At 73.0% G+C, this 14,141-nt stretch carries 12 protein-coding genes and 1 pseudogene; 3 read left to right on the top strand and 10 right to left on the bottom strand.

Annotation, left to right across the window (positions count from 1 at the left end; all coding sequences use genetic code 11):
* The 4 genes and pseudogenes from ACZ47G_RS23430 to ACZ47G_RS23415 form a co-directional block, all read right to left on the bottom strand.
* Positions 1-151: pseudogene (locus ACZ47G_RS23430) on the bottom strand (ABC transporter ATP-binding protein); the annotation flags it as partial.
* A 234-nt stretch (positions 152-385) separates the two neighbouring features.
* Positions 386-2,653 (bottom strand): restriction endonuclease, encoded by a 2,268-nt coding sequence (locus tag ACZ47G_RS23425; RefSeq protein ID WP_465745584.1) that lies wholly within the window; start codon positions 2,651-2,653, stop codon positions 386-388.
* 251 nt (positions 2,654-2,904) lie between these two features.
* Positions 2,905-4,134, bottom strand: coding sequence for an epoxide hydrolase family protein (locus ACZ47G_RS23420; RefSeq protein ID WP_465745582.1), 1,230 nt, complete (start codon positions 4,132-4,134; stop codon positions 2,905-2,907).
* A 24-nt stretch (positions 4,135-4,158) separates the two neighbouring features.
* Positions 4,159-4,638, bottom strand: coding sequence for a MarR family winged helix-turn-helix transcriptional regulator (locus ACZ47G_RS23415; RefSeq protein WP_465745580.1), 480 nt, complete (start codon positions 4,636-4,638; stop codon positions 4,159-4,161).
* A gap of 150 nt (positions 4,639-4,788) precedes the next feature.
* Here ACZ47G_RS23415 and ACZ47G_RS23410 point away from each other — a divergent pair, with 150 nt between their 5' ends.
* Positions 4,789-5,727 carry a DUF2797 domain-containing protein gene (locus tag ACZ47G_RS23410; RefSeq protein ID WP_465745578.1) on the top strand — a complete coding sequence of 313 codons (939 nt, stop codon included), beginning with the start codon at positions 4,789-4,791 and terminating at the stop codon, positions 5,725-5,727.
* 126 nt (positions 5,728-5,853) lie between these two features.
* On the opposite strand, the gene ACZ47G_RS23405 is transcribed toward ACZ47G_RS23410, so the two are convergent.
* The 4 genes from ACZ47G_RS23405 to ACZ47G_RS23390 form a co-directional block, all read right to left on the bottom strand.
* On the bottom strand, positions 5,854-6,165 hold the full coding sequence (locus ACZ47G_RS23405; protein ID WP_465745576.1) for a hypothetical protein: 312 nt from the start codon (positions 6,163-6,165) through the stop codon (positions 5,854-5,856).
* A 375-nt stretch (positions 6,166-6,540) separates the two neighbouring features.
* Positions 6,541-7,278, bottom strand: coding sequence for a succinate dehydrogenase/fumarate reductase iron-sulfur subunit (locus ACZ47G_RS23400; RefSeq protein ID WP_380463085.1), 738 nt, complete (start codon positions 7,276-7,278; stop codon positions 6,541-6,543).
* Entirely contained in the window at positions 7,275-9,236 is a 1,962-nt protein-coding gene (locus tag ACZ47G_RS23395) for a fumarate reductase/succinate dehydrogenase flavoprotein subunit (RefSeq protein ID WP_465745574.1), read from the bottom strand. The genes ACZ47G_RS23400 and ACZ47G_RS23395 overlap by 4 nt, the downstream gene beginning before the upstream one ends.
* Positions 9,233-9,937, bottom strand: coding sequence for a succinate dehydrogenase cytochrome b subunit (locus ACZ47G_RS23390; protein WP_465745573.1), 705 nt, complete (start codon positions 9,935-9,937; stop codon positions 9,233-9,235). The genes ACZ47G_RS23395 and ACZ47G_RS23390 overlap by 4 nt, the downstream gene beginning before the upstream one ends.
* Before the next feature lie 96 nt (positions 9,938-10,033).
* Here ACZ47G_RS23390 and ACZ47G_RS23385 point away from each other — a divergent pair, with 96 nt between their 5' ends.
* Positions 10,034-10,954 carry a LysR family transcriptional regulator gene (locus ACZ47G_RS23385; protein WP_465745571.1) on the top strand — a complete coding sequence of 307 codons (921 nt, stop codon included), beginning with the start codon at positions 10,034-10,036 and terminating at the stop codon, positions 10,952-10,954.
* Positions 10,955-11,002: 48 nt separating this feature from the next.
* Here the strand turns inward: ACZ47G_RS23385 and ACZ47G_RS23380 are convergent, their stop codons facing one another.
* Both ACZ47G_RS23380 and gcl read right to left on the bottom strand, forming a co-directional pair.
* Positions 11,003-11,491 (bottom strand): glutathione peroxidase, encoded by a 489-nt coding sequence (locus ACZ47G_RS23380; RefSeq protein WP_380463092.1) that lies wholly within the window; start codon positions 11,489-11,491, stop codon positions 11,003-11,005.
* 147 nt (positions 11,492-11,638) lie between these two features.
* Positions 11,639-13,420: a glyoxylate carboligase gene (gene gcl, locus ACZ47G_RS23375; RefSeq protein ID WP_465745569.1), complete on the bottom strand. Its 1,782-nt coding sequence runs from the start codon at positions 13,418-13,420 to the stop codon at positions 11,639-11,641.
* 417 nt (positions 13,421-13,837) lie between these two features.
* Here gcl and ACZ47G_RS23370 point away from each other — a divergent pair, with 417 nt between their 5' ends.
* Positions 13,838-14,134 carry an MTH1187 family thiamine-binding protein gene (locus tag ACZ47G_RS23370; protein WP_465745567.1) on the top strand — a complete coding sequence of 99 codons (297 nt, stop codon included), beginning with the start codon at positions 13,838-13,840 and terminating at the stop codon, positions 14,132-14,134.
* Positions 14,135-14,141 lie beyond the last annotated feature (7 nt).

Genomic DNA, 14,141 nt, shown 5'->3' with positions numbered 1-14,141 from the left:
CCATGATGGCGGTGTACTCGCCCTGGGGGAAGGTGACGCTGACGTTGTCCAGGGCGACGACCCGGGTCTCCCCCTCCCCGTAGACCTTGTTGAGGTCGGTGGCGCGGGCGGCCGCCAGGCCGGTACGGACGGCGGTTGCGGGGAAGGTCACGAAGACTCCTGGGAATGAATCGGATATTCCTACCGATCCATCCTCCCAAGCCGTTCGAGCCCGACGCGTATGCCGAGCGGAGGGTCGGCCCCCGCCGACCCGGCGGGGCGGCGGGGGCGATCTCCTCCTCAGGTATGACCTGTTGCCCTGAGAACCAAAGGGCGCCGGTGGTCCCGGCTGCGTCACTCCACGGCGTCACTCCGCGACGACACCCCACCGCGTCACTCCACCGCGTCACTCCACGGCGACGCCGAAGGCCGTCGCCAGCCCGGTCAGACCGTTCGTCACCGCCCGCGCCGAGGGCCCGAACTGCCAGCCGCCGTCCGCCCGTCGGAAGCTCCCCAGCAGCATCGCCGAGTCCGGGATGCCGCCGTTGGCGCCCGGCCACTTCGCCGGGCCGTCCGCGCCCGGCCCGTACTCGGCGGCGACGGCCAGCCCGTACACGTAGCCCAGCGGCAGCGCCGGGGGCTCCTCCTCCTCGGTGGACACCGCCAGCACCACCTCGTCCACGGCGGGCGGCAGCCGGTACAGGTCCAGGCTCAGCCGCGCCGCCCGGGCCGGCTCGCCCGGAACCGAGTGGGTCGGGTACAGCCGGACGGCGCCGTCCGGGTCCTGCGGGTTGTTGAAGAACACGAAGTGCTCGTCGCTCAGCACCCGGCCGCGGGCGCACAGGAACGCGCTGACGTCCAGCTCCACCGGGTCCCCGCCGGCGGTGCGGCTCTGCCAACTGACCGTCACGCTGCTGTGCGGCGTGGCGGGCTGGTCGCCCTCGGCAGTCCGGTGCGAAGCGCCGCCCGACTCGCCGGTCCCGCCGCTGTCGCCGTTCCGGCCGCTGCCACCGCTTCCGCCGCTGCCATCGCTGCCGCCGGTGCCGCCGCCTCCGCCGCCTCCGCCGGTGCCGCCGCCGAGCCGGCCGCGCAGTCCCTGCTCGGCCAGCAGCTCCACCAGCTCCGGCCCGCTCACCAGGGTCAGCGGCTTGCCCTCGATGTAGTTGTACGAGCCCTTGCCGAAGCCCGCCGTGGTGACCAGGATGCCCTTGATCGCGCCGTGGTGGCGGACGGTGGACTCCAGGTCGCGCACGGCCGTCGGCGGGACGGTCTTCTTGTAGCGCTTGGCCTGGATCACGATCTTGCCGCCGGTCACCGGGTCCAGGTCCTCGGCGACCACGTCCACCCCGACGTCGCCGCTGCGGGCCGTGGTCATCACCCGGAAACCGCGCAGCCGGAACAGTTCGGCGATCAGGTCCTCGAACTCCAGCGGGTCCATCTCGAAGAGGTCCGGCTCGTCCTCGCCGAAGTGCCCGGCCAGGCCCCCGCCGACCGACTCCGGCAGCCGGTCCGGCTTCACCTCGTCCAGCCGCTCGGGCCGCGCCGACAGCTTGCCGCCCAGGCCCTGGAAGCACTCCACCGGCGCCACCCGGTCCAGCGCCAGCCCGGAGAACTCGGCCCGGGTCGCGGTCAGCGTCGACAGGAAGCGCTCCGCCTCCCGGCCGGTCGCCGGGTCGATGCCCAGCACGAAGCCGTTCAGCACCACGGAGTCCAGCATCCCGTCCCGGTCCGCCCGGAACAGCTCCACCGCCACCCGCAGCGCCGACTGCGCCAGCACCTCCCGGTACAGCGCCTTGCGCTCGGTCGCCGGCCGGGCCACCTCGGCCTCGCGGTCGTCCGCCTTCACGTACCGCACCCGCCCGGCCGCCGGCACCACGTCCGGGCCGGGCAGCTCCCAGTTCACCACCAGCTGACGGCTCGACGCCTCCCAGGCCGCGACCACCCGGTGCGGAAAGCCCTCCGGCCAGGCCGCCGAGGCGTACAGCCCCGCCGTGAAGTACTCCTGCACCGCCTCCGGCTCACCCGCCCGCAGCCGCCGCAGCAACTCCTCGGTACCGGCCCCGCGTTCCTCCTCCTGGCGGCGGAAGCCCTCCGCCCACACCAGGTACTCCTGGTGGTAGGCGGCCAGCCGGCGCTGCCGGTCCGCCTCCCGCGCCTGCGCGGCGTACCAGTCCTGCTCGAACCGGGCGCGGGCCTGGGCCAGGTACTGCTCGTACTGCCGGCGCACCCCGCCGTTGCGGGCCTGCGCCCCGTCCGGCGGCGGCACGAAGTAGGCGGCGGACGTCTGGTCCGGCATCGGCACCGGCTCGCCCAACGGCCCCGGATCGAACGGCGGCACCGGACGCGGCGCCAGCAACGCCTGCGGCCCGAACCCCGGCGCGGCCAGTCCGGCCGCCAGCAACCCGCGCAACTCCTCCACCCGGGCTTCCAGTTCGGCCGTCCGCGCGGCCGCCTCCGCCTCCCGCGACTGCTGGTACGCGCGCTGCGCCTCCCGCTCGTTCCGGGCCGCCGCCCGCTGCGCCTCCCGCTGGGCCCGCTCGTGCCGGCGCAACTCCGCCGCCTCGGCGCGCCAACGGGCCTCCTCCCGGCGCTGCTGCTGCCGCTGCGCCTCCGCCCAGACCGCCAGCACCCCAGTGTTCCGACGCCCCGCCACCAGCCACCCCTTCGCGCTCACACCGACCCGGCCACCCCGCGCCACCTCCCGGTGACACCGCCGACCGCGCCCGCCACAATAGAACGTGAACGCCCCGCCCGGCCAAGCCCCCGCGACCTGCACCGCTACCGCCCCACGGCCACGGCCCGGTGACGGCCCGTCGGCCCGGCGACGGTCGCCGGGCCGACGGGGGCGGGTTCACCCGCGGGCGGCCCCGCCCGCGCCTCGGGCGGCACGCGCACCAACGGCGCCGGCACCCGGCGGCCCCGGGTTCACGGCCGGCGGCCTCGGAAGGTGCGGCGCAGGTCGTCGATCCAGGCGTCGGGGTTCTCCCAGGGGATGAAGTGGCCGCCGTGGTCATGGGAGTTGACGTTGACGTGGTTGAACCAGGCGGCCTGCGGGCCGCTGACGAACGCCCGGACGCGCTCCTCGGCGGTGTGGACGCCGGGCGGGTTCTCGTAGCCGACGAAGGTGAGCCCGACCGGGGCCTGTACGACCGGGGTGCGGTCGTGGGAGGGGGCCCAGGGGTGGCGGTTGGCGTTGGCGTAGTACCGGATCGAGGTGCCGATGGAGTTGTTGGCCCAGTAGATGGTGGCGTGGGTGAGCAGGTCGTCCTTGGTGAAGACGCTCTCCAGGCGGCCGCCGTTGTCGCTCCAGGCGTTCCAGCGCTCCAGCAGCCAGGCGAGCAGTCCGGCGGGTGAGTCGCTCAGCCCGTGGGCCAGGGTGGCGCCGTCGAGGGTGTGGACGGCGAGGTGGGAGGCCGAGCGGCGGTCCAGTTCGATGACGCGGGCGCGGACCTCGGCGGGCTGGTCGTCGGTGAGGGGCCGGTTGCGGGCGAAGTCCCAGGCGCGGGGGCCGTTGAAGAAGTCGAGCGGGAGCCCGGAGCCGATGTGGATGCCGTACAGCCGGTCGGCGTACTTGTGGCCGAGCTGACTGGAGACGATCCCGCCGATGTCGCAGCCGCCGGCGGCGTACTTCCGGTGGCCCAGGGTCTCGGTCATCAGGGTGTGCCAGAGGTCGGCGACCTTCCAGAAGTTGACGTCCGGGAACCCGGTGAGCGGTCCGGGGAAGCCGAAGCCGGGCAGGGACGGGACGATCACCTCGAAGGCGTCGGCCGGGTCGCCGCCGTGGGCGCCGGGGTCGGCGAGCGGGTCGATCACCTTGGACCAGTGCCAGAAGGTCCAGGGCCAGCCGTGGGTGAGGATCAGCGGGACGGGCCGCGGGCCGACGCCGGGCCGGCGCAGGAAGTGCACGGGAGTGCCGTCGACCGTCGCCACGTAGTTCTCGTGGGCGTTGATCGCGGCCTCGGCGCGGCGCCAGTCGTAGCCGTCGCGCCAGTACGCGAGGAGTTCGGCGAGGTAGCCGCGCGGGACGCCGTAGGACCAGTCGTCGGGCTCGCCGAGCGGGGCCCGGGTGCGGGCGAGGCGTTCGCGCAGGTCGTCGAGGACGGCGTCGGGCAGGTGGATCGGGGTGGGGGAGAGCGGGAAGGGTGCGGTGGTCATCCGGGGCTCCTTGCCGGGCTCGTCTCAGCGGGACGGTCGGGGTGGCGGCGGGCCGTCGGGGTGCGCGGCGCCGAGCGCGGCCATCTCCAGCAGCGCGGGCAGTGCGGCGGCGACGCTCTGCCGCCGGTGCTCGTCCAGGTGCTCGGTCAGGGCGGTCAGCCGGGCGACCCGGTCGCCGCGACGGCGGTCGACGACGGCCCGTCCGGCGGGGGTGAGGTGCACCAGGACGGCGCGGCGGTCGGTGGGGTCGGGTCCGCGGCGGACCAGGCCGTCGCGCTCCAGCCGGGTGACCAGCTGGGTGATGGCGGGCTGGGTGACCTGCTCGCTCGCGGTGAGTTCGGAGAGCCGCAGCGGGCCGCGCCCGGCGAGGGTGTGCAGCACCCCGAGGGTGGTGAAGCTCAGCTTCTCCACCGAGGCGAGGCGGATGAACATCCCGGTGAACTGCTCCAGGGCGTCGGCGAGGGCGGCCACGTCGAGGCCGTCGGATGACTCCACTGCTGCCATGGGCCCGAATGTATCAGCAACTTATCTAAGGTGCTTATGTACTTCGCCCCGGCAGGACGGGATTGTCGGTGCCACCGGGTAGCCTCACCTGAATCGAAGATCCCGGGAAGCTCCAGGACGACCCGAGCAGGACCCCAGGGAGGGATGCCCGTGACGATCCCCGCACCCCAGCACCCGGACCGACCGGCCGGCTGGGTCTCCACCGGCCTGAGCTGGCACGACGGCCGGGCCCTGCTCGGCGCCGTGCGCGGCACACAGGTGCACGAGCGCGCCGTCGCGCCGGGTACGGAGGTCGGCTGGCTGCTGGCCGGCCCGCGCCGCTGCGTCGGGGCCTGGCTGGCCGGGGCGACGGAGCGCACGCCCTGCCCGCACCACGCCGTGATCGACCCGGCCGGCGCCGCGACGCAGTGCCCGGCCTGCCAGAGCGTGGACCGCGGCCTGGCGCTGGCCCGGGACCAGATCCTCGACGACGGCCGCACCTACCTGCTCTACCTCGCCTGGTTCGGCGAGGGCCTGCTGAAGGTCGGCCTGACCGCCGAGCAGCGCGGCGACAGCCGGCTGCTCGAACAGGGCGCGCTGGCCTACGCGTTCACCGCGCGCGGCGGCCTGCCCGCGGTGCGCCGAGCCGAACTCACCGTGGCCGCCTCGGGGATGGCCCGCGAGCGGTACAAGTCCCGGCTCAAGACGGACCACTGGTGGGCGCACGGCGACGCGCCGTACCGCCGTACGGTGCTCACCGAGGCCCGGGCGCAGGCGCACCGGCTGCTGGACGGCCACGCCGTGGAACTGCTCGCCGACCGCCCGGTGGTGGACCACGTGGAGCGCTACGGCCTGGCCGGCGGCGCCCCCGAGGCCTACCGGGAGATCGCCGGACTGGCCGACGGCGCGGTGATCGCGGGCACGCTGCGCCCACCGGTGGGCCGGCACCTGTTCCTGGACCAGCCGGACGGCTCCGGCCCGCTGCTGCTGGACACCCGGCGGCTGACCGGCTGGACGCTCACGCCGGTCACCGGCCGGGCCTCCGACGGCCTGGTCCTCCAGGAGCGGATCCGCCCGCCGGAGCCGGACACCCAGGAGGCGCTGTTCTGACGCCGGTGGCCCGGCCGGCGGCCGGGCACAGGGCTCCGGCGCGGCAGGGGAGTCGGCACGGCAGAGAGCCGGCAGGGAACAGGCTCCGGCACGGCAGAGGAACCGGCACGGAACAGGAGCCGGGCCTCAGCCCAGCTTGCCGCGCACCCCGCCCGGGCCGGAGCGGGCCCGGCGGGACAGCGGGGGCCGGGACGGGCGGACGTCGCCGCGGCCGGTGGTGGCCGGTTCGGCGGCCTCGGCGGTGCGTCGGGCCAGGGCGGCCCGGGCGGCGGCCAGGGCGATCCGGGCGAGCAGGGGGTCCTCCCGGAGGCCCGCCCGGTGCTTGGACGTCTGGCAGGAGGTGCACCAGACCGGCGAGGCCGGGCCGTCCGGATAGACCATGCCCTCCGGCGGCAGGTAGTGCCCACCGCACTCGACGCACTCGAAGACCAACCTCATCCGACGATCACCGTCCCGGATCCGTGGCACCGACCGCACGGTGACCAGAAGGTGTGAACGCTGGGCACCATGCTTCCTTCCTCGTCCAGTTCGACCGTTGCCTCGGTCTTCTGGGTCCCCCCGGACCCGCCGCAGCCGGAGCAGGACTGAACCTCGGGCATATGCCGTCCCTCCGTAGCGGAGCACCACCGTAGCGCGATTCTCCGTCAGGAAGCACCGCGTGCGGCGATCCACCACCCGTACGGGTAGCGCGAATCGGGCCCGCACGCCCCGGCAACGGCGAACGGCGAACAGACAACGGCGAACGGGGAACAGGTGTCGGCCCCCCGCCTGAGCACCAGAGCGAGGGGCCGACCGTTCACGGGGCGGGGAGGGTCAGCCGCGGGCAGCCCGCAGGAACTCCCGGTTCATCGCCGCGATGCTGGGCAGCGGGATGCCCTTGGGGCAGGCGGTGGCGCACTCGCCGGTGTTGGTGCAGCCGCCGAAGCCCTCGGCATCCATCGCCGCGACCATGTTCCGCACCCGGGCGGAGCGCTCCGGCGCGCCCTGGGGCAGCACGTTGAGGTGCACCACCTTGGCGGAGGTGAACAGCATCGCCGAGCCGTTCGGGCAGGCGGCCACGCAGGCGCCGCAGCCGATGCACTCGGCGTGCTCGAAGGCGGTGTCGGCGGCCTCCTTGGGGACGGGCGTGGCGTGGGCCTCGGGGGCGCTGCCGGTGGGGGCGGTGATGTAGCCGCCGGAGCCGATGATCCGGTCGAAGGCGGAGCGGTCCACCACCAGGTCCTTGACCACCGGGAAGGCCGAGGCCCGCCACGGTTCGACGTCGATGGTGTCGCCGTCCCGGAAGTGCCGCATGTGCAGCTGGCAGGTGGTGGTGCGCTCGGGGCCGTGCGCCTGGCCGTTGATGACCATGCCGCAGGCGCCGCAGATGCCCTCGCGGCAGTCGTGGTCGAAGGCGACCGGCTGGTCGCCGCGGGTGATCAGTTCCTCGTTGAGGGTGTCGAGCATCTCCAGGAAGGACATGTCCGGGCTGATGCCGCTGACCTGGTAGGTGGTCATCGAGCCGGGTGCGTCCGGGCCCGCCTGGCGCCAGATGCGCAGGGTGAGGTTCATGCGTAGCTCCGCTGGGTGGGGTGGACGTGCTCGAAGTCGAGGTCCTCGCGGTGGAGGACGGGCGCCCGGCCGGTGCCGGTGAACTCCCAGGCGGCGGCGTAGGAGAACTCCTCGTCGCGCCGGGCGGCCTCGCCGTCGGGGGTCTGGCTCTCGGTGCGGAAGTGACCGCCGCAGGACTCGGCGCGGTGCAGGGCGTCCAGGCACATCAGTTCGGCGAGTTCGAAGTAGTCGACCAGCCGGTTGGCCTTCTCCAGCGACTGGTTGAGCTCCTGGCCGGTGCCGGGCACCTTGATCCGGCGCCAGAACTCCTCGCGCAGCTGCGGGATCCGCGCCAGCGCGCGCTTGAGCCCGGCCTCGTCGCGGGCCATCCCGCACTCCTCCCAGAGGAGTTCGCCGAGTTCGCGGTGGAAGGAGTCGGGGGTGCGGTCGCCGTCGACGGAGAGGATCAGGTTGAGCCGGTCCTCGACCTCCGCCTCGACCTCGGTGAGCACCGGGTGGTCGGCGGGCACGGCCGGCACCGGGTTGCGGGCCAGGTAATCGTTGATGGTGGGCGGCAGGACGAAGTAGCCATCGGCGAGGCCCTGCATCAGCGCGCTGGCGCCGAGCCGGTTGGCGCCGTGGTCGGAGAAGTTGGCCTCGCCGATCGCGAACAGCCCGGGGACGGTGGTCTGGAGGTCGTAGTCGACCCAGAGGCCGCCCATCGTGTAGTGGATCGCCGGGTAGATCCGCATCGGCACCCGGTACGGGTCCTCGGCGGTGATCCGCTCGTACATCTCGAAGAGGTTGCCGTACTTGGCCTCGACGGCGTCCCGGCCCATCCGGCGGATGGCGTCGGCGAAGTCCAGGTACACGCCCTGGCCGCCGGGGCCGACGCCGCGGCCTTCGTCGCAGACGTTCTTGGCGGCCCGGGAGGCGATGTCGCGGGGCACCAGGTTGCCGAAGGAGGGGTAGATCCGCTCCAGGTAGTAGTCCCGCTCCTGCTCCGGGATCTGCCCGGGCGGGCGGGTGTCGCCCGCCTTCTTGGGCACCCAGATCCGGCCGTCGTTGCGCAGCGACTCGCTCATCAGGGTGAGCTTGGACTGGTGGTCGCCGGAGCGCGGGATGCAGGTGGGGTGGATCTGGGTGAAGCACGGGTTGGCGAAGTGGGCGCCGCGCCGGTGGGCCCGCCAGATCGCGGTGGCGTTGGAGTTCTTGGCGTTGGTGGAGAGGTAGAAGACGTTGCCGTAGCCGCCGGTGGCGAGGACGACGGCGTCCGCGGTGTACGAGCGGATCTCGCCGGTGACCAGGTCGCGGGCGACGATGCCGCGGGCCCGGCCGTCGACCACCAGCAGGTCGAGCATCTCGGTGCGCGGGTGGAGCTCCACGTTCCCGGCCGCGATCTGCCGGGAGAGCGCCTGGTAGGCGCCGAGCAGCAGCTGCTGGCCGGTCTGGCCGCGGGCGTAGAAGGTGCGGGAGACCTGCACGCCGCCGAAGGAGCGGGTGTCCAGCAGGCCGCCGTACTCGCGGGCGAAGGGCACGCCCTGGGCCACGCACTGGTCGATGATCTCCACCGACACCTGGGCGAGCCGGTGCACGTTGGACTCGCGGGCGCGGAAGTCGCCGCCCTTGACGGTGTCGTAGAACAGCCGGCGGACGGAGTCGCCGTCGTTGCGGTAGTTCTTGGCCGCGTTGATGCCGCCCTGGGCGGCGATCGAGTGGGCGCGTCGCGGGGAGTCCTGGAAGCAGAACTGGACGACGTGGTAGCCCTGTTCGGCGAGGGTGGCGCCGGCCGCGCCGCCGGCCAGGCCGGTGCCGACCACGATCACGGTGTGCTTGCGCCGGTTGGCCGGGTTGACCAGCTTGGCGTCGAACCGCCGCTGGTCCCAGCGCTGTTCGATCGGTCCGGCGGGGGCCTTGGTGTCGGCGATCGGCTCGCCGAGGGCGTAGTCCAGGTAGCTCCCGGAATCAGCGTTGCTCACTTCACCACTCCGAACATCACGGCCAGCGGGACGGACAGGAAGCCGGCCGTCAGCACCAGCGCCAGCCCGTTGGCCGTCAGCTTGAGCGCCTTGTCGCGGCGGGCGTTGTTGGCGCCGAGGGTCTGCGCGGCGCTCCAGAAGCCGTGCCGGATGTGGAAGCCCAGGGCCACCACCGCGAGGATGTAGAACACGTCGCTGTACCAGCGGCCGAAGGTGCCGACGACGTTCTGGTAGACGTGGCCGTGCTCGGCGACCGGGTTCACGGTGAGCGTGGTGAGGTCGAGGATGTGCCAGACCAGGAACAGCGCCAGGATCACCCCGCCCCAGCGCATGGTGCGGGTCGCGTAGCTGGCCCGGCGGCGCTGGTGCACGTACTTGCTGGGGCGGGCGGCGAGGTCGCGCCGGCTGAGCTGGTACGCGGACACGCCGTGCAGGACGACGGAGGCCAGTAGGGCGACCCGGGCGATCCACAGGAACCACTCGTGGCCGAGGAAGGGCTGGCCGATGGTGCGCAGCCAGGCGGCGTAGCCGTTGATGTCGTCGGGGCCGAAGAAGACCTTGAGGTTCCCCAGCATGTGCGCGACCAGGTACAGCAGCATGACCAGTCCGGTGACGGCCATGACCGCCTTCTTGCCGACGGTCGACCGCCACAGGGTCGCCAAGGTGGACGGATGCCGGCCCGTCCGAGTCGCGGTTGTCATGGCAGCAACGGTAGGGACGGCCACCAGGGTGCGTCCAAGACATGCTGCGGCTGGTGACGATAGTCAGCGCCTATCGTCGCGGCGTAGCCTGGGTGCGTGCAGCTCCAGCAACTCCGCTACTTCCTGGCCGTCGCCGAGACCCGGCACTTCACCCGGGCCGCCGAGGCCGAGCACGTCGCCCAACCCTCGCTCTCCCAGCAGATCCGGGCGCTGGAAAGGGAGTTGGGGGCCGAACTGTTCCACCGCACCCGGGGCAACATCGCCCTCACCGACGCCGGGGACGCCCTGCTGCCGCTGGCCCGGCGGATCCTCGCGGACACCGAGAGCGCCCGGCTGGCCGTCCAGGAGACGGTGCAGCTGCGCCGCGGCCGGGTGCGGCTGGGGGCGCCGCCGAGCCTGTGCACCAGCCTGGTGCCGGACGTGCTGCGGGTCTTCCGGGACCGCTACCCGGGCGTCGCGCTGGGGGTGCGGGAGGGCGGTTCGCGCGATCTGGTCCGCTGGCTGGCGGCGGGGGAGCTGGACCTCGCGCTGGTCATCACCCCGCCCAGCGGGGAGGCCGCACCCGCCCTGGCCGTCACCGAACTGCTGCACGAGGAGCTGGTGTTGGTCTCGGCCGCCGGCCCCGCGCGGCGCCCGGTGCGGGTGGCGGAACTGCGTGGGCGGCCGCTGGTGATGTTCCGGGAGGGGTACGACGTCCGGGAGGCGGCCCTGGCGGCCTGCCGGGCGGCCGGGTTCGAGCCGGAGTTCGCCGTCGAGGGCGGTGAGATGGACGCGGTGCTGGGCTTCGTCCGGGCCGGACTGGGCCCGGCGGTGGTGCCCGGGATGGTCGCGGCGCGCTCGGGGCTGTCCGTCACCCCGTTCGCGGGGCCGGGGCTGGGCCGGACCATCGCCGTCGCCCACGGCCGCGAGGTGCCGCTGACCCGCGCCGCCGAGGCGCTGCACGGCACCCTGCTGGCGCATCTGCGCGAAGCCGCCCGGGCGGGTGAACTCCCGCCCGGGACGAGGCTGTTGCTGTGACACGGAAAGGGCCGCCCGGGGGCGGCCCTGATCCTTGGACGGGGTGCGTCAGGCCGGCAGCACGGCCTCGATCGCGGCGGTCAGCTCGGCCGACTCGGGCTCGACCCGGGGCCGGATCCGGGCGGCGACCGTGCCGTCCGGCGAGATCAGGAACTTCTCGAAGTTCCAGCTGACGTCCCCGGCCTCGCCCTCGGCGTCGGCGACCTCGGTCAGCTCCCGGTACAGCGGGTGCCGGTCGTCACCGTTGACGTCGATCTTCTCGAACAGCGGGAAGGTCACGCCGTAGGTGGTCGAGCAGAAGCTCTGGATCTCCTCGGCGCTGCCCGGCTCCTGCCCGGCGAACTGGTTGCACGGGAAGCCCAGCACGGTGAACCCGCGGGCGGCGTAGCGCTTCTGGAGGTTCTCCAGGCCGGTGTACTGCGGGGTCAGCCCGCACTTGGACGCGACGTTGACGATCAGCAGCGCCTTGCCCTTGTGGTCGGCCAGCGAGGCGGGCTCGCCGGTGAGGGTGCGCAGCGGGATGTCGTACAGGCTCACGGTGGTGGTCCTTTCGGGAGGTTGGCAGCGGGGTGTCGCCCGGGCACACCGTAGCGGCCCCGGACGGTCCAACCGCGCCGGCCCCGCCGGTGTTCCGCCTGGCAGGGGCGTACGGAGCGGCTCGTACGCCCCCACCGGGCGGGGTTCTCAGAGGGCCAGCGGCTTGATCGCGGTCGGCGCGTGCTCGGGGAGGGTGGCCAGCTCCTCGAACTCGTTGACCTTGTCGATGTCGGCGGCGGCCATCGAGATGTTGGTGACCCGCTCCAGGATCGCCTCGACCACGACCGGGACGCGGAACTCGGCGGCCAGCTTCTTGGCCTCCTCGAAGGCCGGCAGCAGGCCCTCCGGCTCGGTGACCCGGATCGCCTTGCAGCCCAGGCCCTCGGCGACCTTGACGTGGTCCACGCCGTAGACGCCCAGCTCCGGCGCGTTGATGTTCTCGAACTCCAGCTTGACCTGGAAGTCGATGTCGAAGCCCCGCTGCGCCTGGCGGATCAGGCCCAGGTAGGAGTTGTTCACCAGCACGTGGACGTACGGGATCCGGTGCTGGGCGCCGACCGCCAGCTCCTCGACCATGAACTGGAAGTCGTAGTCGCCGGAGAGCGCGACGATCTGGCCCCCGGGGTCGGCGGTGGCGACGCCCAGCGCGGCCGGGATGGTCCAGCCCAGCGGGCCGGCCTGGCCGCAGTTGATCCAGTGCCGCGGCCGGTAGACGTGCAGCATCTGGGCACCGGCGATCTGGGACAGGCCGATGGTGGTGACGTAGCGGGTCTCCGGGCCGAAGGCCCTGTTCATCTCCTCGTAGACGCGCTGCGGCTTGAGCGGCACGTTGTCGAAGTGGGTGCGGCGCTGCAGCCGCGCCTTGCGCTCCTGGGTGGAGGCGGCCCAGACGCCGCGGTCCTTGAGGGTGCCGGCGGCCTTGAGCTCCTTGGCGACCTCGACGAACAGCTCCAGCGCGGCCTTGGCGTCGGAGGCGATTCCGAGGGCGGGGGCGAAGATCTTGCCGATCTGGGTGGGCTCGACGTCGACGTGGACGAAGGTGCGGCCCTCGGTGTAGACGTCCAGGCCGCCGGTGTGGCGGTTGGCCCAGCGGTTGCCGATGCCGAGGACGAAGTCGGAGGCGAGGAAGTTCTCGTTGCCGTACCGGTGCGAGGTCTGGAGGCCGACCATGCCGGCGTTCAGCTCGTGGTCGTCCGGAACGATGCCCCAGCCCATCAGGGTCGGGACCACCGGGACGCCGGTCAGCTCGGCGAACTCCAGCAGCAGTTCGGCCGCGTCGGCGTTGATGACGCCGCCGCCGGCCACGATCAGCGGGCGCTCGGACTCCTGGAGCAGCGCGATGGCCTTCTGGATCTGGATCCGGTTGGCGGTCGGCTTGTAGACCGGCAGCGGCTGGTAGGCCTCCGGGTCGAAGTCGATCTCGGTCAGCTGGACGTCGATCGGCAGGTCGATCAGCACCGGGCCGGGGCGGCCGGAGCGCATCAGGTGGAAGGCCTGCTGGAAGACGCCGGGGACCTGCGCGGCCTCCAGGACGGTGGTCGCGGCCTTGGTGACCGGCTTGGCGATCGAGGCGATGTCGACGGCCTGGAAGTCCTCCTTGTGGAGGCGGGCGACCGGGGCCTGGCCGGTGATGCACAGGATCGGGATGGAGTCGGCGATCGCCGAGTACAGGCCGGTGATCATGTCGGTGCCGGCCGGCCCCGAGGTGCCGATGCACACGCCGATGTTGCCGGCCTTGGCCCGGGTGTAGCCCTCGGCCATGTGGGAGGCGCCCTCGACGTGCCGGGCCAGGGTGTGCTTGATCCCGCCGGAGGCCTTGAGGGCGGCGTAGAAGGGGTTGATGGCGGCGCCCGGCACGCCGAAGGCGACGTCGACGCCTTCGAGCTTGAGGATCTCCACGGCCGCGCGGGCGGCTGTCATACGGGGCATCGGTTCTCTCCTGCGTCGGCCCGCAGTGGGTCGGAGGGCTCATCTCCTGATTTCCACCATACGGAAGAACGGTTTCTGTATGTGGAAACACGGTAGGGTCGGGTCCGGCAGGGAGTCAAGGGGCGATTCAACAGAATGTGGAAGGTGGCGGACGCTCGGCCGACCGGCCCGGTCTCGTGCGCCGGAACCGCGTTCGTGCTGGTGCACCCGGGGGACCGGGGCCTCCGCCTCGCCCCTCGTCCCCCGCCCCCCGGCACCGCCCCCGCCCGCCGGCCCCGGTGTCGCGCCCGCGCCCCCCTAGCGGTCGGACCGCCCCTGCCGACGGTCGTCCGGCGGCCCGTCTGACTAGCCTGGTCACGGCCCGGAGTGCTCGGGGCCGTGACCAGGCGTCATCGGATGTCAGAGGAGTGTGGAACCGTGATCGCAGCTTTTTCGGTGACCCCGCTGGGGATCGGCGAGGACGTGGGGGAGGTGGTGGCCGAGGCCGTCCGGGTGGTCCGGGCGAGCGGTCTGCCGAACCGTACGGACGCCATGTTCACCAGCATCGAGGGGGAGTGGGACGAGGTGATGCCGGTGATCAGGGCGGCGATCGAGGCGGTGAAGGCCCACAGCAGCCGGGTCAGCACGGTCATCAAGATCGACGACCGGGCCGGGGTCACCGACGGCCTCACCGCCAAGGTCGCCACGGTGGAGCGGTACTTGGCCGAGGACTGAGCCCGGC

The sequence above is a fragment of the Kitasatospora sp. NPDC030952 genome, from assembly GCF_055571335.1.
This window is presented reverse-complemented; position numbering and strand designations above follow the sequence as displayed.

What these genes read in the sequence shown, in the direction of transcription:
- ACZ47G_RS23420 (WP_465745582.1), bottom strand. Translation starts at nt 4,134, where the DNA reads ATGACCACCGCACCCTTCCCGCTCTCCCCCACCCCGATCCACCTGCCC.
- ACZ47G_RS23415 (WP_465745580.1), bottom strand. Translation starts at nt 4,638, where the DNA reads ATGGCAGCAGTGGAGTCATCCGACGGCCTCGACGTGGCCGCCCTCGCC.
- ACZ47G_RS23405 (WP_465745576.1), bottom strand. Translation starts at nt 6,165, where the DNA reads ATGAGGTTGGTCTTCGAGTGCGTCGAGTGCGGTGGGCACTACCTGCCG.
- ACZ47G_RS23400 (WP_380463085.1), bottom strand. Translation starts at nt 7,278, where the DNA reads ATGAACCTCACCCTGCGCATCTGGCGCCAGGCGGGCCCGGACGCACCC.
- ACZ47G_RS23390 (WP_465745573.1), bottom strand. Translation starts at nt 9,937, where the DNA reads ATGACAACCGCGACTCGGACGGGCCGGCATCCGTCCACCTTGGCGACC.
- gcl (WP_465745569.1), bottom strand. Translation starts at nt 13,420, where the DNA reads ATGCCCCGTATGACAGCCGCCCGCGCGGCCGTGGAGATCCTCAAGCTC.